We start from the raw sequence: 20,562 nt of genomic DNA, 5'->3' as shown, positions 1-20,562 counted from the left end.
GAACGCCTTCCATGAGGGGGTGAGCCCGCGCTGCGTTCCTCGTTCATTCGCCACCTGCTGATTGCGCCGCCGACACAAAATCGTGCGGCCTGACATAGATCAGGGCGAGGGGGCGGCGGCTGCGCAATTAGTGCGCTGCGGATTTGGCATCCACCAGATTCGAGATCGGGATCTGCAATGAAATTCGGCACAGAGATCGTCCTTCTAAGCGTGTTCGCTTTTGCGGCCCTGGTGGCCGCCGGCTTCGGCGTGGATGAACCTTTCCGCCGACATATGTGGGTGTTGTTCTTCGCAGTGGCTGGTTTCACTGCGATCCTGTTGCGCAACACGGAGTTCAAGCCAGCAGCTCCGATTGACCCATCCGCTTACATGGATGGTCCGATCCGCTACGGCGCGATCGCCACCGTGTTCTGGGGTGTCGTCGGGATGCTGGTCGGCGTGGTGATCGCGCTTCAGCTCGCCTATCCCGATCTCAACATCCAGCCCTGGTTCAATTTCGGCCGTTTGCGGCCGCTGCATACATCCGGTGTCGTCTTCGCCTTCGGTGGCAACGCGCTGCTTTGCACGTCTCTGTATGTCGTGCAGCGCACCTGCCGCGCCCGCCTCTTCGGCGGTGATCTCGCCTGGTTCGTCTTCTGGGGCTACCAGCTGTTCATCGTCATGGCCGCGACCGGCTATCTGCTCGGCATCACCGAGGGCCGCGAGTACGCCGAACCCGAATGGTATGTGGATGTCTGGCTGACCATCGTCTGGGTCGCCTACCTCATTCTGTTCCTTGGCACGATCCTGAAGCGCAAGGAACCGCATATCTACGTCGCCAACTGGTTCTACCTGTCGTTCATCGTGACCATCGCGATGCTGCATGTGGTCAACAACCTGTCGATGCCAGTCTCGTTCCTGGGCTCCAAGAGCTACTCCGCCTTTTCCGGGGTCCAGGACGCGCTGACCCAATGGTGGTACGGCCACAACGCGGTCGGCTTCTTTCTCACCGCCGGCTTCCTTGGCATGATGTATTATTTCGTGCCCAAGCAGGCGAACCGGCCAGTCTATTCGTACCGGCTGTCGATCGTCCATTTCTGGGCGATCATCTTTCTCTACATCTGGGCTGGCCCGCATCACCTGCACTACACCGCCTTGCCAGATTGGGCGCAGACGCTCGGCATGGCGTTCTCGATCATGCTGTGGATGCCGTCCTGGGGCGGCATGATCAACGGCCTGATGACGCTGTCCGGCGCCTGGGACAAGCTGCGCACCGATCCGATCATCCGCATGATGGTGATGGCCGTCGCCTTCTATGGCATGTCGACCTTCGAAGGCCCGATCATGGCGATCAGGGCGGTCAATTCGCTGTCGCATTATACCGACTGGACCATCGGCCACGTCCATTCGGGCGCGCTCGGCTGGGTTGGCATGATCTCGTTCGGCGCAATCTACTACATGGTGCCGAAGCTCTGGAACCGTCACCGGCTCTACTCGCTGCGGCTCGTCACTTGGCACTTCTGGCTGGCGACACTCGGGATCGTCGTCTACGCCTCGGTCATGTGGGTGTCAGGCATCATGCAGGGCCTGATGTGGCGTGAATACGACCAGCAGGGCTTCCTGGTCTATTCCTTCGCCGAAACCGTCGCTGCCATGCACCCATACTACGTCATGCGCGCCATCGGTGGGGCCATGTACCTCTCCGGCGCCCTTATCATGGCCTGGAACATCACCATGACCATCCTCGGCCACCAGCGCGAGGAGGAGCCGATGCCGAGCCCCGTCGCCATCCGACCTGCGCGATCAGGAGCCAGGTAATGGGCTTGATGGACAAACACGCAATCATCGAGAAGAACGCCACGCTTCTTCTCGTTGGCTCGCTGCTCGTGGTGACGGTCGGCGGTATCGTCGAGATAGCGCCTCTCTTCTATCTCGACAATACGATCGAGAAGGTGGAAGGCATGCGCCCCTATTCGCCGCTCGAACTTGTCGGGCGCAACATCTATATGCGCGAGGGCTGCTTTCTCTGCCATAGCCAGATGATCAGGCCGTTCCGCGACGAAGTTGAGCGCTATGGCCACTACAGCCTGGCTGCCGAGTCCATGTACGATCACCCCTTCCAGTGGGGATCGAAGCGCACCGGGCCGGATCTCGCCAGAGTTGGCGACCGCTACTCGAATGCATGGCATGTCGCGCATCTTACCGACCCGCGCTCGGTGGTGCCGGAATCGATCATGCCGAGCTATGGGTTCCTGAAAGACACGCCGATCGACGTGAAGGATTTCTCGACGCATCTGGTCGCCAACAGGCGTGTAGCCGTCCCTTACACCGATGACATGATCGCGCACGCCAATGCGGATCTGGCGGCGCAGGCCGATCCCAATGCCGACACATCAGGCCTTGAGGCGCGTTACCCCAAAGTCAAGATCGGCGACTTCGACGGCAACCCGCAACAGGTCACCGAAATGGATGCCCTGCTCGCCTACCTGCAGATGCTTGGCACACTGGTCGACTTCAAAAATTACGACGAAGCCGCCGGCTACCGCTGAGGAGAACGCTGATGACCTACAATTTGATGCGGGCGTTTGCCGACAGCTGGGGCCTGGTTGCGATGGCGCTGTTCTTCGTCGGGTGCATCGCCTTTGCCCTACGCCCCGGCAGCCGAAGGCTGGCCGACGAAGCTGCCCGCATTCCGCTCGAGGACGAGTGATCATGAGCGACGAGCACATCGATGAGGTCTCCGGCGTCTCAACCACCGGCCATGAATGGGACGGCATCAGGGAGCTCAACAATCCTCTGCCGCGATGGTGGGTGATTACCTTCTACGTCACCATAGCGTGGGCGCTCGTCTATACGACCGCATACCCGGCATGGCCGATGCTGACCTCGGCAACCAAGGGCATGCTCGGCTATTCAAGCCGTAAGGACGTCAAGAACGACCTTGCCGCGGCCGAGGCCGCCAAGGGCAAGTATGTTGCAGCCATCCAGGCAAAGAGCGTCTCGGAGATCTTGACCGACGATGCCTTGCGCGAATTCGCGGTCGCTGCCGGGGCTGCCGCGTTCAAGGTCAACTGTACGCAATGCCACGGCTCCGGCGCTCAGGGGTCGAAGGGCTTTCCCAACCTGAATGACGATGACTGGCTCTGGGGCGGCAGCCCCGACCAGATCAAGCAGACGATCACGCACGGCCTCCGCTTTGCTTCCGATCCGGACACGCGACTGTCAGAAATGCCGGCCTTCGGCGACATCATCACCGCCGACCAGATCGCACAAGTCAGCGCCTACGTGGCCAGCCTTTCCGGCAAGGTCCGCGATGCAAGTCTGATCCAACCCGGCGCCAAGGTCTTTGCCGAGAACTGCGTCGCTTGTCACGGCGACAATGCAAAAGGCAACAGGGAATTCGGCGCCCCCGACCTGACTGACGCGATCTGGCTTTACGGGTCCGGCGAGACGGCCATCGCCGCCCAGGTTCGTGCGCCAAAGCAGGGCGTCATGCCGGCCTGGGTTGGCCGTCTCGGCGAGATCAAGGTCAAGGAACTTGCAGTTTATGTCCATTCGCTTGGCGGCGGAGAATAGGAATGGAAGCCCTATTCTTCGGTCACCCCTGCCAAGCGGACGAGGCCCGGCGCGAGCCGGGCCTCGACACCATTCCTAATGCGATCTGCACAACCCGGCAAGGCTGTCCTACCGCGAGGCTTTTCGACAGGTGCCCCTGACATTGGCTGGGAAAGTGGAGTTGCACGTGCGTGACAAGACGCAGTTGACACGGCTCGAAACAGAAACTGTCAATGCCGCCAAAACCCGCAAGCCCCTTTATGCCGCGCGTCAAAAGATCTTTCCGAAGCGCGCCTCGGGCAACTTTCGCCGCTTCAAATGGCTGGTGATGACGATCACACTTGGCATCTATTACCTGACTGCGTGGCTGCATTGGGATCGTGGCCCATTTGCCCCGGACCAGGCCGTGCTGCTCGATCTCACCAATCGGCGCTTCTACTTTTTCTTCATCGAGATCTGGCCGCAGGAATTCTTCTATGTGGCCGGCCTCCTGGTCATGGCCGGTGTTGGACTTTTCCTGATTACCTCTGCTGTCGGCCGTGCCTGGTGCGGCTATGCATGTCCGCAGACCGTGTGGGTCGATCTGTTCCTTGTCGTCGAGCGTGCGATTGAGGGGGACCGCAACGCCCGCATGAAACTCGATGCCGGCCCCTGGACCGCCCGCAAGCTGATGCTGCGGGTCTCGAAACACGCCATCTGGCTTGTCATAGGGGCGGCGACCGGTGGCGCCTGGATTTTCTATTTCGCTGATGCACCAACACTTGTGGGCGAGCTTTTCACCGGTACCGCCGCACCTGTCGCCTACATCACCATCGCCGTGCTGACGGCGACGACCTACACCTTCGGCGGCCTGATGCGCGAACAGGTCTGCACCTATATGTGCCCATGGCCGCGCATCCAGGCAGCCATGCTCGATGAGAATTCGCTCACCGTCACCTACAATGACTGGCGCGGCGAGCCGCGATCGCGCCACGCCAAGAAGGTGCAAGCCTCGGGGCAGTCCGTCGGCGACTGCGTCGACTGCAATGCCTGCGTCGCGGTCTGCCCAATGGGAATCGACATTCGCGACGGCCAGCAGCTCGAATGCATTACCTGCGCGCTGTGTATCGACGCCTGCGACGGCGTCATGGACAAGCTCGGCAAGGAGCGCGGGCTGATCTCCTACGCGACGCTCTCCGACTACAACGCCAACATGATGCTGGCGACCGCAGGCGGCTCCAGTTCAATCAATCCGTCGCTGGTCAGGACTGCTGTCGGCACCTTCTCCGATCAGGTGGCGCATTTTCACATTCGCAAGATCTTCCGGCCGCGCACCTACGTCTACATGGGCTTGTGGTCGCTGATCGGGCTGGGCCTGCTCTATTCGCTGCTGACGCGCGATCGGCTCGAACTGAACGTGCTGCATGACCGCAATCCGCAATTCGTCACACTATCCGATGGCTCCATCCGCAATGGCTATAGCGTCAAGCTGCTCAACATGATCCCTGAGCCAAGGACAATCGTCGTCACCATGCAGGGTCTGGAGGGTGCCGACATGGTCGTCGTCGGCGACGACATCCCGGCCGGCCGGTCTTTCGCCATCCCGGTCGAACCCGACCGCCTGAAAACGTTGAAGGTCTTCGTTCGCCAACCGGCGGACCAGATCCACGCCCCGGCACAGACCTTCAAGTTCCGTGTCGAGGATAAGGCGAGCTTCGAGTCGAACGAGTACGCCGCCACATTCAACGCGCCAGAGGCCGCCAAATGACCGCCAATGCCCAAAAGCCTCGCGAATTCACCGGCAGGCACATGCTGGCCATCATTCTCACCTTCTTCGGGGTGGTCATCGCGGTCAACCTGACCATGGCCACGCTCGCCAATACGAGTTGGACCGGCCTCGTCGTCGAGAACACCTATGTGGCCAGCCAGCAATTCAACAAGGAGGCCGAGGCCGGCCGCGCTCAAGCAGCGCTCGGTTGGACCGGCAAGCTGACCATCGCATGGGGCGAAGTCCGCTACAGCCTCTCCGACGCTGCAGGCAAGCCGGTTCCTCTGCACGGCGTCAAGGTGCTGTTTCGTCATCCCGCCTACGAGAAAGAGGACAAGTCCGTCACGCTCGCCCTCGCCTCCGGCCAGGAGTTCGCCGCCCAGCATATGCCGAAGGACGGCGTCTGGATCGTCGAAGTCGACACCGATGCCGGCCTGACACGACCCTATCGCGACGTCCGCAGGATTATGATTTCTCATGGAGCGCTGCAATGAGCTGTTGTGCACCGGGCGCTGAAATGGCGCTGGATCTGAACGGCGCCACGTCGGTCCTGCCATCCAGCCAGGAGATCAGGTTGGCGAGCCGATCGCTTGGCGATGATCTTCGGCAGACCGATCTTTCAGTGCCGACGGTTCATTGCGCCGCCTGTATCCAGACGATCGAGGCGGCACTTGGAAAGCTCGATCACGTCGAAAGCGCGCGCGTCAACCTGTCGACGAAGCGGGTCGCGGTCCGGTGGCGAGGAGACGAGGTGCCACCCTTCGTCGCCGCGCTTGGCAGGCTGGGCTACGAGGCGCATCTGTTCACACCCGAGGTCGATGACAAGGACAAGACGCTTGCCGAACTGATCCGCGCTGTCGCTGTTGCCGGCTTTGCGGCGGGGAACATCATGCTGCTTTCGGTCTCTGTCTGGTCCGGCGCCGAAGGTGCTACCCGCGACCTGTTTCACTGGGTCTCGGCGCTGATCGCCATTCCTGCCCTCGCCTTCGCCGGCGGAATCTTCTTCCGTTCGGCCTGGAATGCTTTGCGCCATGGTCGCATGAATATGGACGTGCCCATCGCGGTCGGTGTTTCGCTCGCCTATGCCATGAGCCTCTATGAGACGATCAATCATGGCGACCACGCCTATTTCGACGCGTCGGTATCGCTGCTGTTCTTCCTTTTGATCGGGCGCACGCTGGATCATGTGATGCGGGAGCGTGCCCGGACTGCCGTGAAGGGCCTGTCTCAGATGGCCGCGCGTGGCGCAATGGTGATGCGCGGCGACGGCGCGCGCGACTATCTGCCGGTCGGCGAGATCGAACCAGGCATGCGGTTGTTGATCGCGGCCGGTGAGAGGATCCCCGTCGACGGCAAGATCATCCAGGGAACGTCGGATCTCGACTGCTCGCTGGCCTCAGGCGAAAGCACGCCGAAAAACGTGGCGCCGGGCGAAGCAGTACAGGCCGGCGTGCTCAATCTTACCGGCCCGCTGACGATCCAGGCGACAGCCGCCGCAAAGGATTCGTTCCTGGCGGAGATGGTTCGGCTGATGGAATCCGCCGAGGGCGGTCGCGCGCACTATCGCCGCATCGCTGATCGCGTGTCGGCACTCTACGCGCCCCTGGTTCATCTCACCGCCTTCGTGACATTCCTGGGCTGGATGGCGGCGACCGGCGACTGGCACCGGGCGATGACGATCGCCATCGCTGTTCTCATCATCACATGCCCCTGCGCGCTCGGCCTCGCCGTGCCGATCGTCCAAGTGGTCGCGGCGCGGCGGCTTTTCGAGAGCGGTATCATGGTCAAGGACGGTTCGGCCATGGAGCGCCTCGCGGCGATCGATACTGCCGTGTTCGACAAGACCGGCACGCTCACGCTCGGCCAGCCCCGGCTGGTCAATGCGGACTCGATTGATCCGGGCATGCTGGCAATCGCCGCCGACATGGCCGCGCATTCGCGTCACCCGTTTTCAAAGGCCATGACCGGCTTTGCCGCTCCTGGCGGGCAACACAAATTCGATGCCGTCACAGAGCATCCGGGGTTCGGGATCGAAGCCACTGTCGCCGGAAGCACCTGGCGGCTGGGTCGACGCGGATGGGCTGGATGGAAGGCCCGGACCGGAGGTGAAGGCAAACATGGCTATGGTGGAACGGCCCTGACAAAAGACGGGTTCATTGTCGCGACCTTCGATTTCGAGAATGCGCTGCGCGCCGACGCGGCGGCGGCGATCAAGCGATTGAACGATGCCGGGGTGTCGATGCAAATGCTGTCGGGCGATACCGCCGCAGCCTGCGCCGAAGTGGCAAAGCTGCTGGATATCGACGACTTCGTTCCGTGCCTGCTGCCATCGGGCAAGCTCGAACGCATCGAAACCCTCGCGAAAGTTGGGCACAAGGTTCTGATGGTTGGCGACGGCCTCAACGATACGCCGGCCCTGAGCGCGGCGCATGTCTCGATCGCACCGGCCACCGCCGTCGACATTGGCCGCAACGCGGCAGACTTCGTCTTCCTGCGCGAAAGCCTCCTGGCGGTGCCGCTCGCCCTGGGCGTCTCGCGCAAGGCAGGAAACCTGATCCGGCAGAACATCGCAATCGCAATCGTCTACAATGCGGTGGCAGTACCAATCGCCATCCTCGGGCACGTCACGCCTTTGATAGCGGCGATTGCCATGTCTGCCTCATCGCTGCTTGTTATTGGAAACGCATTGCGCTTGCACGGCTTCATGGCGAATGCGACGGTGCAAGTTATTCAAAAAGTCAGACGCTCCGCAGTCGGCTATTCGGCACAATCCTCGTGACGACCTTGCTCTATCTCATACCAGTGGCCCTTTTTCTGGGTGCACTGGGCCTGTCCGGCTTCGTCTGGGCATTGCGAAGCGGTCAATACGAAGATCTCGACGGAGCCGCCGAGCGGATACTAATTGATCGGGACGACAAACCGGGACGCTGATTTCAATCCGCTGTGCATAAGATGCGCGGATCCCGCTCGTCAGTCGAGCCGGCTCGGTCGGGAACAAGCTGTCCATGCTCCATGACCAGCTTGACCTAAGCTGGGCACTACATTGATTTGTGAAAATCCACTGTCGTGCGAAGGACTGCCTTCCCATGCACCCAGTATGAGGCGGCTGATGCCGCGAGAGTACCTCGCGCGGCCGGACGAGCTTCGCACTGTGCGCACGGGTAACAAGTTGAGCGTCGCGATCGATCACCCGAGCGTGAACTACCAGTGCCGGTTGATCGTGCCCTGGCTGATCCAGATCAGGGTCATATTCGCATCAGTGGTGCTTTATAGGCCAGTCTTCGAAGGAGAATGCATGACTTATGTATCGCGGCCAGACGCGTCCACCTCTGATGGGGTTGCATGCTTCATTGCCGATCCATGCCAATTTCCGGCCCTGCGCCTTGCAGCAATGCGGTCACCGAAACTCAGCGCAGATCACGGTGTTCCGCACGTGGTATCCACTCGTCACGACGATAATAATAGGCAGAATCCCATGAGCGCCGTTCACATCATCGACTGCCACAACGCGAATGACTACTTCGCCGACAGGGCGGACGGACCGATCACACAGAAGATGCTAAAGACTGTCAACATCCGCGCGGAGCTCCACATTGCTTTGGACCGAAAGCATTTTCGTGAGGCTGTAGTCCAAGCGAACAAGGCGAAGTGCGACGTGCTTCACATCGCTGGGCACGGCAATGGAGACGGGATCGCTTCGTCCAGTGGGCGAGGTAGCCTTCTTTGGGCTGACTTCGTAGAAATGTTCCAAGGCTCGGATCCAGCGCCGAAGATCCTCGTGATGTCAATGTGCTGCGGAGCATCATACGCGTTGGCGGCGGGCACGGAGCTCAGCGGATGTCAGTCGGCTCAGTTCCACCGTTACACGAGGATAGCCGACGGGATGGCGGCACGCTGATGGGCTCTGACGACAATTTTGACATCGTTGTCGTTGGAGCCGGGCCGGTCGGCCTTTCGTTCGCTGCGTCGCTTGCCCAAAGCGAACTCAAGGTGGCAGTTGTTGAACAGAACACATTCGATAGTCTGGCGAATCCGGCTTTCGATGGTCGCGAAATCGCGCTGACCAACGCTTCGATCAGAACCCTTCGCGAGCTCGGCGCCTGGGATGTCATCCCGGCTTCGGACAAATCAGCAATTCAAGGCGCGCGCGTGCTCAACGGCTCGAGCGCATTCGCTCTTCGTTTCGATCCTCCCAGCAACTCTGGAGAACCGCTGGGGGTTTTGGTTCCAAATTGCCGGATCCGCGAGGCGCTGTTCAAAATCGTCCGCTTGCAGGATCGCGCCCGGCTGTTGTGCGGCCACTCGGTCGTCGATGCAACAAACAGCCAAGAAGGAGCAGTCGTAACGCTCTCTAATGGCGCGCGTTTAACTGCTCGGCTTGTTGTTGCCGCGGATTCGCGTTTGTCCGCCACGCGTGATCTGCTGGGCATCGGCGCCGATATCAACCGGCTTGGCCACTCGATGCTGATTTGCCGAGTGAGGCACGAGCGCGCCCACCACCAGATCGCCATCGAATGGTTCGATCACCATCAGACGATAGCGATATTGCCCCTCGCGGAGGGCGTGTCGTCGCTGCTGCTCACATTGCGCTCAAACGAGGCCTATAGACTGCTTGCCTTCGATGACGATTTGTTCCTGTCGGAGTTGACGAAACTGTGTCGAGGGCGCCTTGGAAAAATGACCTTGGCAAGCAAGCGCCATACCTATCCGCTGGTCACGACCTGGGCGCACAAATTCCGGGCCCCGAGCGCCGCACTCATCGGCGACGCTGCCATCGGCATGCACCCGGTGACCGCTCACGGATTCAACATCGGTCTCAGCAGCCAGAAGCAACTCGCCCGTGGAATCATGACTGCGTGCCGCGACGGCCGCAATGTTGGCGACCCCGACATGCTGCACATATACGAAAGGCGGCTGCGCCTGTCGGCGGCGCCGCTCTACCATGCAACGAACATACTGGTTGGACTCTACTCCAGAGACCACCTGGCGGCACGGCTTGCAAGGCATCTGGGGCTTCGCTTTGCCCAACATGTTCCCCTTGTCCGGCATGGGATTTCGGCGGAGCTCCAGCGGTGATACTGCACCAGCAGTTGCATTTTGCGCGATGTGCTGGGCGAGCGATGGGAGAGAGTGCATCATGCGCCGGAGTAATCCTGCTCCCGACGCTGATCTCCGATTGAAGAATTAACCCGTCCTTCAGGGGGGCTGCATAGGCTGCGGACAAGCAGGAGTAAGCAAGCTGACCCGTCCAGCCCTGGAAAAAGAAGATCCGCTGGAGGCGAGAATCCTTCAGGACCAGCTCGCTGATCTGAGGGCAGGCCTTTTCGTCTCAATGCCGATAAGCATTGTGCTGTCCGGGCTGATTTTGACCGTGCAGGCCCTTTCCGGGAACGGTCTTGCTGGCGCGGCCTGGTTTTCGGTCGTTAATGCGATAAATGCCGCCCGCCTTGCACTCGCCCGTCATCAGCTGAAGGAACCCGGAGTCCAGGATGATCTGACACGGGTTTGGCTGCGGCTTCGCTGGTTTGGCAGGCTTGCTCTTCTGGCGGGATTCACCTGGTCATTCCTTGCCGTCCTAACGGCTGGGTACACGACGTCTCAAGCATCGCTGCATCTAATAATTCTGGCGGGCATTTCAGCTGGCGCGGTCACGTACGGCAGCTCATATGCTGCGGCAGCGATATACTTCATCACACCGCCACTCCTCATTGCCGCCGCATGCTTGCTGACGAAGGGAACCCTGGAAAACTACATTCTGGCTTTTGCCGTCCTGCTTTTCGAGGGCGGCCTGGCTCGAGCCTCGTTCGTTGGACAAGCGCGCTTCCGTGACGCGAGCCGCCTGAGACATCAAGCCGAGCGGCTTGCCGCGGAAATGGAGCGCAATTCCAGGGAGGACCATCTTACCGCGCTCCTCAACAGGCGCGGCCTCGAACATGCAATCGATCAGTTTGAGAACACTGATGGGCCCTTTGTGGCCATGCTGATTGATCTGGATGGGTTCAAATCTGTCAACGATACCTACGGTCACAGAACGGGTGACGAGCTGCTTGCCAGGATCGCCCGCCGAATAGAGGAAGAAGCACCGGAGGGCTCAACGCTCGCCCGCATCGGTGGCGATGAATTCGTGCTGGTTTTTTCCTCGCTTAGAAATTCGCCTTCTCCCAGCAATCTCGCATCCAATCTCATATCCAAGCTTGCTCGCCCCTATCCTGGCGTCGCCTCCGTCCGGATCGGGGCATCCATAGGAATATACTCGGCTAAAAACCCGGGGCTGACGGAAATGTTGTTGCGGGCGGACATCGCCCTTTACACAGCTAAGCGCCGTGGCAGGAACGAATTTTGCCTGTTCGATGCCGAGCTCGACCGGGAACTGCAACGCCGCCAGTCAATCGAACGCGATCTTCATTCGGCGATAAAGACGAGAAGCTTGGGCCCTTGGTTCCAGCCAATCGTAAGACTCGACACCGAAGCTGTGATCGGTTTTGAAGGGTTGCTAAGGTGGTCCCATCCGATTCACGGTTCCATCTCTCCGCCCGAAATCATGACAGCGGCACGCGAAACCGGAATGCTCCAGCTGCTAACTCAAGCTGTATTTTCCGAATGTTGCGCTTTTATCGACGCCTTGGTGAAAGCTGACTGTCGTGATGTTCGTGTGACGATGAACGTTTCACCGCGCGAATTGGAGGCCGGCGATATCGACGAAATGGTTCTGAATGGTCTGGCGGCAAAGGACCTCCCTGCAACGATGTTCGAAATTGAGATAACAGAAGAATCGCCCGTGGACCCGGACAGGGTCGATGAAAAGCTCGGACGGCTTTCACATGCCGGCATTTCCATCGCGCTCGATGTCTTCGGCACCGGCTTTTCCACGTTGGCATCGCTCAAGGACAGTCGGATAAGGAAGGTGAAAATAGACCAGGGAATGATTCAGGTCTATCCGAACGTCGCCGAAATTACGCCAGAAATCGATCTAACTAACTGAAATTAAAAATAATTTTTGCCAGCAGCTTTCGCTGCCTATCGGCGTGCATTGTTCGGCCTTGCCGGACTGGCTGCCGGACCTCCGACATATTGCCACGATGAATTTTCGACAGTACCGTCACGTCATAGAGGTCTGATGACGGTACTTTTTTCAGGCTAAGGCTATGAAAATTAAGAAGAAGTTCCGCCCAAAGCCCTCAAAAAACCCGTGACGGTACTTTTGGAAAGGCAGTCGGGATGCTGACGGACGCCGCAATCAAGGCATTGAAAATAAAGCAGAAAATGTACAAGGTGGCGGATCGTGACGGGATGTATGTCCGCGTCATGCCTAGCGGCACGATCTCGTTTCGTCTGGACTACAGGCTCAATGGCCGGAGGGAGACCGTCTACCTCGGCAAGTACGGGCGCGATGGGATCTCCCTGCTCCAAGCGCGCGAGAAATGCCTCGATGCGCGTCGAGCTATCAGAGAAGGCCGCTCTCCTGCCATCGAAAAGCAACGAGACAAACGGCGACTGAAAGAAGCCAAGAGCTTTGGCCAATTCGGAGAGAAGTGGCTGACTTTGGCGCCGATGGCGGACAGCACTCGATCGATGCGCCGGTCAATTTACGAACGCGAACTCCTGCCGGTTTGGCGCAATAGGCTGCTGACCGAAATCACACCGGACGATCTTCGCGCCCAATGTGCCAAGATCGTCGAGCGTGGAGCGCCGGCAACGGCGATCCACGTCCGTGATATCCTCAAGCAAATTTACGGCTTCGCCATTCTCCATGGCGAGAAGGTGTCCAATCCGGCCGACGACGTAGGGCCGGCATCGATTGCTCACTTTGTCCCGAGAGATCGCTCGCTCTCCCCAACTGAAATCCGCGTCATGCTCAAGATACTGGAGAAGGTCGCAACACTGCCCACCATTCGCCTTGGCCTTCGCCTCATCCTGTTCACGATGGTTCGAAAAAGCGAACTTCAGGACGCAACCTGGAACGAGGTTGACTTCGAGCATGCGGTCTGGACCATTCCAAAGGAACGGATGAAGCGATCGAAGGCCCACAACGTCTATCTATCACGCCAGGCGCTCGACATCTTTGTTGCGCTCAAGACCTGCTCGGGGAACTCTCGTTTCGTGCTGCCATCCCGCTACGACGCGGACGCGCCAATGGCGCGCGCAACCTTCAATCGTGTGACCTATGCGGTGGCCGAACTGGCGAAGAAGGAAGGCCTGCCGCTTGAGCCATTCACCGTGCACGATCTCCGGCGCACGGGCTCTACACTTTTGAACGAACTAGGGTTCAACAGCGACTGGATCGAAAAATGCCTGGCTCACGAGGACGGTCGCTCCTCCCGCGGCGTCTACAACAAGGCGGAATACGAAGTTCAGCGCCGCCACATGATGCAAGAATGGTCCGATGCAGTGGAAGCCTGGGTCGAGGGAAGGAAGCGGCCCGTCGTCCTTATGCCCCCGATGATGACGGTCTTTGAGCCCGATCCAGCGCTTTGACAGGAGCGGTCTTTCTCAAACGCACATCTGGAGGGCTGGCTCGGGGAATTGGTGCTGCCCTGCGCGCATGGAGCCAGGCTTCAACCTCGGCCAAATCCCACACGACGCAACGGGGGGTAAGAGCGAAACGTCGCGGAAATTGCCCGCGCTGCTCCATTTCATAGATTGTGCTGTCAGCCAGAGGGACGATTTCACGTAGCTCCTTACGGCGGATCGTCCGCTTTATTGTAACCTCCCTGGGATCAGTCATGGCGGCCTACCTTTCCTCGTGTCGCAGAACGATTGCTGCCGATAGCTGGCGAGGATGGAAAGGGCGAAAGTCGATAAGCGTATGTTGGGCGGTGTTTTCGCACATATCGGTCAGTCAGGGTCGCATGACCCGGACCAAACGGTTATTCGACCTGACGCGCCTCGACGGATCGCTTGCCGCTCCGAAGTCTTACCGAGGAAGCATTATATAGCGCCCTTGGCCGGGGGCTGTCGGTCCCGCATCCCGCCTTACGGCGGCGCTATGCTGATGCTCCTACGGCCGCCCTGTTGACCCGGTCTCAGGGCCACGAACCTGCTCCAGCACCGAACTGACTTACTCCCTCCGACGGGCATTTCGGTGCTTCCGCCTTGTACGCCCTTTTTTGTGTTTGTCGGGAGAGCGGGGCTCTCCCGACAAAGAGTCAGAGAAGGGCCGGGTTTTCGGCGACGGGTTGAGGCGGAAGGAGAGGCCTTCGGCGCCCGTCATGGAGACAACCCATGACACAAGTTCTGAACGCCACCCGTGATCTTTCCCGCGGCTTCAAGGTGGATTTGAGCCGCGGCGAGCGGATTGGTCGCGTGTCCTCGGAATGGTTTTCGCGGCCGGCCGACGAGCGCTACTTGTCCTTATCGGAGCTATTCGAGGCGGTGCAGACGCGGACCGAGCGCAGCCGGACGAGGACCGTGGAAAGCGCGGCTATTCGTGTAGAGGCAAGCCGCAACGATGCCGAGCGCCTGACGCTGGTGCTGCCGGGCTCCGATATTCCAATCGCCCCAACCCATTGGAGTTTTGGCCAACTGGCGAGTCTTGTTGGCGCGCCGGCGGCCTATTTGCGCCAACTTCCAGCGCCGCTCGCCGGCATCAATCTACAATATGGCCTGACGTCTCACCGCTCCGAACAGGTGAAGGCGCTGGAAATCGAGGATGGTCGTGTTGAGTTGCGTGCGGTTACCGGCCCGGACTACGGCCGCATCTTCGATCGCGAACTGGTCGCCGCCGTGCAGCGCATCGCCGGCAACGGCACAGGTGACACCCGCTGGAAGGTGCCGGGCGTCCTTGACTGGTCGACGAGCATTTATAATCCGCGAGCCGACATCACTAAGGACACCACGACGCTGTACGCCTCCGACCGCGACGTGTTCCTTTTCCTGGTCGACGATCTCAATCCGATCGAGGCCGGCCGGCTACGGGACGGCTCACCCGATCTTTATTTCCGCGGCTTTTACTGTTGGAATTCGGAGGTCGGCGCCAAGACGCTCGGCATCGCAAGCTTCTATCTTCGCGCCGTTTGCCAGAATCGCAATCTCTGGGGTGTTGAGGAGTTCGAGGAGATTACCATTCGTCATTCGAAATACGCAGCTTCACGTTTTGCGCGTGAGGCCGCGCCGGCGCTTGCACGCTTTGCCAATTCGTCCCCCATGCCCTTCATCAACGGCATCAAGGCGGCGCGCGAGCGGATCGTTGCCTGTACCGATGACGACCGCGGCGACTTCCTGCGCAAGCGTGGCTTCTCAAAGGCGGAGGCGACCAGGATCATTGAGACAGTGCTGACCGAGGAAGGTCGCAAGCCTGAAAGTGTTTTCGACTTCGTGCAGGGCATCACGGCGGTGGCTCGCAACAAGACCCATCAGGATGCTCGGCTTGATCTGGAGGCGCGGGCGAAGAAGCTGTTCGACAAGGTGGTCTGACATTCTGGAAGCCAGGAGATGCACCGGTCTCCAGTTCTGTCCACTTCGCGTCTTTTTTTCTCGTGCTGCGGCGTCGTCCTCAAGAGTAAGAGGGCGGCGCTGCGCTTTGTGACGGGTTGGAGGTCGAGAGAGTGGCTTTCGGCTGCCCGTCGCGGAGTAACATCGATGGCTGCTATTGCCAAAAAGGTCACCCTGTCGTCTTCGCGCGACATCCCTTTCAACAAGCTTGTGCTCAGTCAGGCAAATGTCAGGCGCGTGAAGGCCGGTATCTCGGTCGAGGAACTGGCCGAGGATGTCGCCCGCCGTGGGCTGCTGCAGGGTCTCAGCGTCCGGCCGGTCAAGGACGAAGCCGGTGTGGAAACCGGAATGTTCGAGATTCCGGCCGGTGGCCGGCGATATCGCGCGTTGGACCTTCTGGTGAGGCAAAAGCGCCTCAGCAAAACCGCGCCGGTTCCCTGCATCGTGCGAGAGGAGGGTATTGCCGAGGAAGACTCGCTGGCGGAAAATGTCCAGCGCGCGCCCCTTCATCCGCTCGACCAGTTCCGGGCCTTCCTTGCCCTTCGCGAGAAGGGGCAGTCAGAGGAGGATATCGCTGCCGCGTTCTTCGTCTCGACCGGTGTGGTCAAGCAACGCCTGAAGCTGGCTTCGGTGTCACCGGCACTGCTTGAGATTTATGCCGAAGATGGTCTGACGCTCGACCAACTCATGGCGTTCACTGTATCCGGCGATCATGAACGCCAGCAGCAGGTATTCGAACGCCTGAAGCCCTCCTATGACAAGCAGCCCTATGCCATTCGGCGCATGCTGACGGAGGGCTCGGTGCGTGCGTCAGACAAGCGGGTGCAGTTCATCGGCATCGACGCCTATGTCGAGGCCGGAGGCATAGTCATGCGCGACCTGTTCCAGGGCGACGACGGTGGCTGGCTGCAGGACGTCGTCCTGGTAGACCGGCTGGTCGCGGATGAGTTGGAACGACGCGCGGAGGCGGTTCGCGCAGAAGGCTGGAAGTGGATCGAAATCGCGCCCGACTTCGCCTACGGCCACGCCTTCGGTCTCCGCCAACTGCGCGGAGAACCGTCGCCTCTTAGCGCCGAGGAGGAGTCGACGCGTAAGGCCTTGCAGCTCGAGCTCGATCGTCTGTCGGAGGAATATGACAGCGTCGAGGACCTCCCGGACGAAATCGATCAGCGTCTCGCTGAATTGGAGACTGGACTTCAGTCCTTCGAAAACCGGCCACTCACCTTCGACCCGCTCGAGGTTGCCCGCGCCGGTGGCTTCATCAGCATCGCGCCAGACGGGTGTCTCCGCGTCGAGCGCGGCTTCGTCCGTCCCGAGGACGAGTTGCCCATCGGAACGCAGCAAAGCGAAGAGGGGGAGGAATCCCTGACAGCTTCTGCCGTCCGAGACGGGGAAAGCGTTTCGGCCGATCGTGAGCCGCTGGCCGAGCCCGAGGAGGCCGATGGCATCTCGCCGATTTCTGACCGGCTCATGACGGAACTGACGGCACATCGAACCCTTGGCCTGCGCGAGGCGCTCGGTGGAAATCCAGACGTCGCCTTCCTCGCCGCCTTGCACGCGTTCACGCTGAAGATCTTCTACCAATATGGATCAGATAGCTGCCTGGAGTTGGACTTGAAGAGCGTCGGTTTCGGCGCTCAAGCCTCAGGATTGAACGACAGCACCTGCGCACAGGCGATCCGTGTGCGACACGACCTGTGGGCCAACGCGCTGCCGAAGGAAGCTGCCGACCTTTGGGATGCCCTTCGCGACTGGGATCGCGATCGCCAGGCTGCGCTTTTCGCACATGCCGTCAGCATGTCGGTCAACGCTGTGCATGAAACATGGAACAGGCGCCCGCGCGCTCTCGCCCATGCCGACCGGCTGGCACAGGCCATCACCCTCGACATGACGGCGGCCGGCTGGCGGCCGTCTGTCGACAACTTCTTCGGACGTGTCACAAAGGCGCGCATTCTCCAGGCACTCACTGAAGCGAAGGGGCAGGAAGCCGCTGACCGAATAGCGCACCTCAAGAAGGGCGACATGGCGAGCGAGGCGGAGAAGCTGATCGGCAGCAGCGGTTGGCTACCTGAGCCCCTGCGCACCCCGGGAAACGGGAATACAGAAACGAATGAGACAGGATCGCCGCAAACGGTGGTCGAAGCGACGGCAGGGAACGACGGCGAATTGTCCGTGGCCGACACCGAGAGCTTCGCTGAAAATGACGAAGCCGCGAATGAGCCTCACACGATCGCTGCTGAATGATCAGCCGCAAGTCTTCATCTGGCCCGCCGGAGACGGCGGGCTTTTTTCTGGAGCCGGACCGTGTCTAGAAGCCCGAACGACCTCGCGCGCCGTCTCAGCCGGCAGGCGGAGGCGGTATGTCGGAACTATCTTTCAAACGGCCGGCGCCATGGCAACTATTGGCTGGTAGGCGACGCCCGAAACACGCCTGGGCGATCGATGTATGTAAGGCTGAACGACACTCCCAAAGGTCCCGCCGGCAAATGGACTGATGCTGCTACCGGCGAGCACGGTGACCTGCTGGACGTGATCCGCGAGAGCTGCGGCCTGATCGACTTTATCGATATCAGCGCGGAAGCCTGCAACTTTCTGAGCTTGCCGCGCTCCGAACAGCAGCCGGCGGTATCGAAGCAGACCAAGGCGCTGGCCCCTTCCGGTTCGGCAGGAGCAGCGCGGCGGTTGGTCTCCATGTCGCGGTCGATACCAGGAACGCTTGTGGAGACCTATCTTCGTGGACGCGCGATCTCAGCCTTGCACGAGACCGGGAGCCTTCGGTTTCATCCGCGCTGCTATTACCGTCCGGAAAGCGGCCCGACCGAAACATGGCCGGCAATGATCGCAACCGTTACCGACCTCAAAGGCAAACTCACCGGCGCCCACCGCACCTGGCTCGATCCGGGCGGATTTAGCGAGGCTCACCTTGGGCGCGCTCCGATTGAGACGCCGAGACGCGCCATGGGCCAACTGCTCGGACACGCCGTCCGCTTCGGCTGCTGTTGCGATGTCATGGCTGCCGGCGAAGGCATCGAGACCATGTTATCGCAACGCACTGTCCTGCCCGCCATGCCGGCAGTCGCGGCACTGTCGGCGGCGCATCTGTCCGCAATCCTGTTTCCTGACACATTGCGGCGGCTCTATATCGCCCGTGACAATGATCCGGCCGGTGACGGAGCAGTGGCAACTCTCATCGAACGCACCAATGCGGCCGGTATCGAGGCGATGGTCCTGGTGCCGCAGCTCGGCGACTTCAATGAGGACCTGCGCCTGCTCGGTGCCGACGCCTTGAGGGCGATGCTGCGGGTCCAACTCGCGCCGCAGGATGTCGAACGCTTCATGACGTCCGCGGCCTGACTGGAAAGGGAAGGGGAGCGGCGTGCCGGCGTCTTCGTGGCTCGGGTGCGCAAGGGACCTCCGTTGAGGAGAGAGCCGGCCCAAGGCCTTCAAGAGGGCGATAGGGCGCCGGCCGATCCAGACAGGCAATGGCTGCGCCCGGCTATTTTCCGGCGGCCCTTGCCAACCCAGGCGGCAAGTCACGGGGAGCCCCTCTTCGGGCCTTTCCATCGCCAGACAAAATATCCGGGCTTCGCCATCCTCCACCTCCTTTCCGGCCCTACGCTGACGCTTCGGGTGCAAGTCCGGGTCGTCCATCGCCTTCGACGCCATGAAGGCCGCGATGGGCGCGGCGATCCCACGAAGGCAAACCCCATGAGCACCGAGCACGATGCCGACTTCCAGCCTCACCCCTCATCATCACCAACAGATCATGTCCTTCAGGAGCTTCAGCTTTACGGTTTCCATCCCTTTGACGAAGAACCCGACCCGCGCCCGCTTCCCGAAGGCAAGGTGGTCGCGGCCAGCATCGCCGATATCTTCGACGCTCTCGTGGTGGCAATGGCCGACACACGCCTTGAACCCGATCTCGAGGAACTCCTGTGGGGAACGGTCAATCTGTTCCATCGCGCGACCAGGCGGATCGAGCGGGAGCTCGATGAAAACGAGCTTAGCCAGCTGCGGCTGCAGCGCGAACAGGACGGATCCGAGGTCAAGTCGGTCGAGCTCGAGCGCCTCATCGCGCAAGGTCAGACCCTGCTCGAACGCCGCAGCGCTTTCGAATTGATGCGCGACCAGGCCGCCGAGCACTACGAGCGTAACACCCACTCGATCTGGCGCCCGCGTTCCGGTTCTGTCGTCAACCATCGCCACCTGACCGCGGCAATGATCGACAGCAGGGACTTCGTTGCCGCGAGAAAGCATGCGGACAGCCAGGTGCTGTTGCCACCCGGACCGAAAGTCGCTTTCACCGGCGGGCTCGATTTCAACGATCACAGGCTGATCTGGGCCAAGCTCGACCAGGTCCATGGCAAGCATCCTGACATGGTTCTTCTGCACGGCGGATCACCGAAGGGTGCGGAGTTGATCGCCGCCAAATGGGCTCACAGCCGCAAGGTGCCACAGATCGCCTTCAAGCCGGACTGGACCAGGCATGCCAAGGCCGCGCCGTTTAAACGCAACGATGCCATGCTCAACACATTGCCGATAGGCGTCATTCACTTCCCCGGCTCTGGCATTCAGGACAACCTCGCCGACAAGGCCCGCAAGCTTGGCATTCCGGTGATGAAGTTCGGGCCCGCGTGAAGGGGCTACCAGTCCACTCGCCTCAAGTCATTCGCTCTGATTTCCGTCGCTCCCCGCGCGTTCATCGAATGACCGCTCAAGCCGCTCTGGCGTCGATCAAGGCAAGGCAGCAAACCACCAGGTTCACATCTGTCTCGTCCTGGAAGCAGAGACAGGGGACCGATCTCCGCGTTTGTCGGCGCAATTCCTTGGTCCGGTCCGAGGACCTGATG

General features: G+C 60.5%; 17 protein-coding genes. 16 read left to right on the top strand and 1 reads right to left on the bottom strand.

Annotation, left to right across the window (positions count from 1 at the left end):
• The first annotated feature begins 177 nt into the window (after positions 1 to 177).
• The 12 genes from ccoN (at position 178) to EN738_RS01625 (ending at position 13,756) form a co-directional block, all read left to right on the top strand.
• Positions 178 to 1,797 carry a cytochrome-c oxidase, cbb3-type subunit I gene (ccoN, locus tag EN738_RS01675; protein WP_091595783.1) on the top strand — a complete coding sequence of 540 codons (1,620 nt, stop codon included), beginning with the start codon at positions 178 to 180 and terminating at the stop codon, positions 1,795 to 1,797.
• Positions 1,797 to 2,528 (top strand): cytochrome-c oxidase, cbb3-type subunit II, encoded by a 732-nt coding sequence (gene ccoO / locus EN738_RS01670; protein ID WP_091595781.1) that lies wholly within the window; start codon positions 1,797 to 1,799, stop codon positions 2,526 to 2,528. Before ccoN ends, ccoO begins: the two co-directional genes overlap by 1 nt.
• 11 nt (positions 2,529 to 2,539) lie before the next feature.
• A complete protein-coding gene (locus EN738_RS01665; protein WP_024502864.1) occupies positions 2,540 to 2,689 on the top strand; it encodes a cbb3-type cytochrome c oxidase subunit 3 in 150 nt (49 codons plus the stop codon).
• A gap of 2 nt (positions 2,690 to 2,691) precedes the next feature.
• Complete coding sequence (gene ccoP, locus EN738_RS01660; RefSeq protein WP_029354960.1) at positions 2,692 to 3,555, top strand: cytochrome-c oxidase, cbb3-type subunit III; 864 nt, start codon at positions 2,692 to 2,694, stop codon at positions 3,553 to 3,555.
• 166 nt (positions 3,556 to 3,721) lie between these two features.
• Complete coding sequence (gene ccoG / locus EN738_RS01655; RefSeq protein ID WP_029354962.1) at positions 3,722 to 5,281, top strand: cytochrome c oxidase accessory protein CcoG; 1,560 nt, start codon at positions 3,722 to 3,724, stop codon at positions 5,279 to 5,281.
• On the top strand, positions 5,278 to 5,775 hold the full coding sequence (locus EN738_RS01650) for a FixH family protein (protein ID WP_091595779.1): 498 nt from the start codon (positions 5,278 to 5,280) through the stop codon (positions 5,773 to 5,775). Before ccoG ends, EN738_RS01650 begins: the two co-directional genes overlap by 4 nt.
• A complete protein-coding gene (locus tag EN738_RS01645; RefSeq protein WP_091595777.1) occupies positions 5,772 to 8,060 on the top strand; it encodes a cation-translocating P-type ATPase in 2,289 nt (762 codons plus the stop codon). The genes EN738_RS01650 and EN738_RS01645 overlap by 4 nt, the downstream gene beginning before the upstream one ends.
• Positions 8,057 to 8,212, top strand: coding sequence for a cbb3-type cytochrome oxidase assembly protein CcoS (ccoS, locus tag EN738_RS01640; RefSeq protein ID WP_084831491.1), 156 nt, complete (start codon positions 8,057 to 8,059; stop codon positions 8,210 to 8,212). Before EN738_RS01645 ends, ccoS begins: the two co-directional genes overlap by 4 nt.
• A 238-nt stretch (positions 8,213 to 8,450) precedes the next feature.
• Positions 8,451 to 9,179, top strand: a complete 729-nt coding sequence (locus EN738_RS35265; RefSeq protein WP_128344425.1) for a hypothetical protein — start codon at positions 8,451 to 8,453, stop codon at positions 9,177 to 9,179.
• Entirely contained in the window at positions 9,176 to 10,357 is a 1,182-nt protein-coding gene (ubiM, locus tag EN738_RS01635) for a 5-demethoxyubiquinol-8 5-hydroxylase UbiM (RefSeq protein ID WP_189350574.1), read from the top strand. The genes EN738_RS35265 and ubiM overlap by 4 nt, the downstream gene beginning before the upstream one ends.
• Positions 10,358 to 10,613: 256 nt before the next feature.
• Positions 10,614 to 12,263, top strand: coding sequence for an EAL domain-containing protein (locus EN738_RS01630; RefSeq protein WP_245494303.1), 1,650 nt, complete (start codon positions 10,614 to 10,616; stop codon positions 12,261 to 12,263).
• A 236-nt stretch (positions 12,264 to 12,499) separates the two neighbouring features.
• Entirely contained in the window at positions 12,500 to 13,756 is a 1,257-nt protein-coding gene (locus tag EN738_RS01625) for a site-specific integrase (protein ID WP_127282188.1), read from the top strand.
• Here EN738_RS01625 and EN738_RS01620 read toward each other — a convergent pair.
• A complete protein-coding gene (locus tag EN738_RS01620; protein ID WP_127282187.1) occupies positions 13,710 to 14,006 on the bottom strand; it encodes an AlpA family phage regulatory protein in 297 nt (98 codons plus the stop codon). The genes EN738_RS01625 and EN738_RS01620 overlap by 47 nt on opposite strands.
• 497 nt (positions 14,007 to 14,503) lie before the next feature.
• Here EN738_RS01620 and EN738_RS01615 point away from each other — a divergent pair, with 497 nt between their 5' ends.
• From EN738_RS01615 to EN738_RS01600, 4 genes are all read left to right on the top strand, one after another.
• Entirely contained in the window at positions 14,504 to 15,694 is a 1,191-nt protein-coding gene (locus tag EN738_RS01615; RefSeq protein ID WP_127282186.1) for a DUF932 domain-containing protein, read from the top strand.
• A 165-nt stretch (positions 15,695 to 15,859) separates the two neighbouring features.
• Complete coding sequence (locus tag EN738_RS01610; RefSeq protein WP_127282185.1) at positions 15,860 to 17,956, top strand: ParB/RepB/Spo0J family partition protein; 2,097 nt, start codon at positions 15,860 to 15,862, stop codon at positions 17,954 to 17,956.
• A 60-nt stretch (positions 17,957 to 18,016) separates the two neighbouring features.
• Entirely contained in the window at positions 18,017 to 19,066 is a 1,050-nt protein-coding gene (locus tag EN738_RS01605) for a toprim domain-containing protein (RefSeq protein ID WP_127282184.1), read from the top strand.
• Positions 19,067 to 19,420: 354 nt separating this feature from the next.
• Positions 19,421 to 20,350 (top strand): DUF2493 domain-containing protein, encoded by a 930-nt coding sequence (locus EN738_RS01600; RefSeq protein ID WP_127282194.1) that lies wholly within the window; start codon positions 19,421 to 19,423, stop codon positions 20,348 to 20,350.
• Positions 20,351 to 20,562 lie beyond the last annotated feature (212 nt).

This window comes from Mesorhizobium sp. M4B.F.Ca.ET.017.02.2.1 (assembly GCF_003998955.1).
Classification (GTDB): domain Bacteria; phylum Pseudomonadota; class Alphaproteobacteria; order Rhizobiales; family Rhizobiaceae; genus Mesorhizobium; species Mesorhizobium abyssinicae.
The sequence above is the reverse complement of the archived record's forward strand: the minus strand, read 5'-3'. Positions and strand labels throughout refer to the sequence as shown.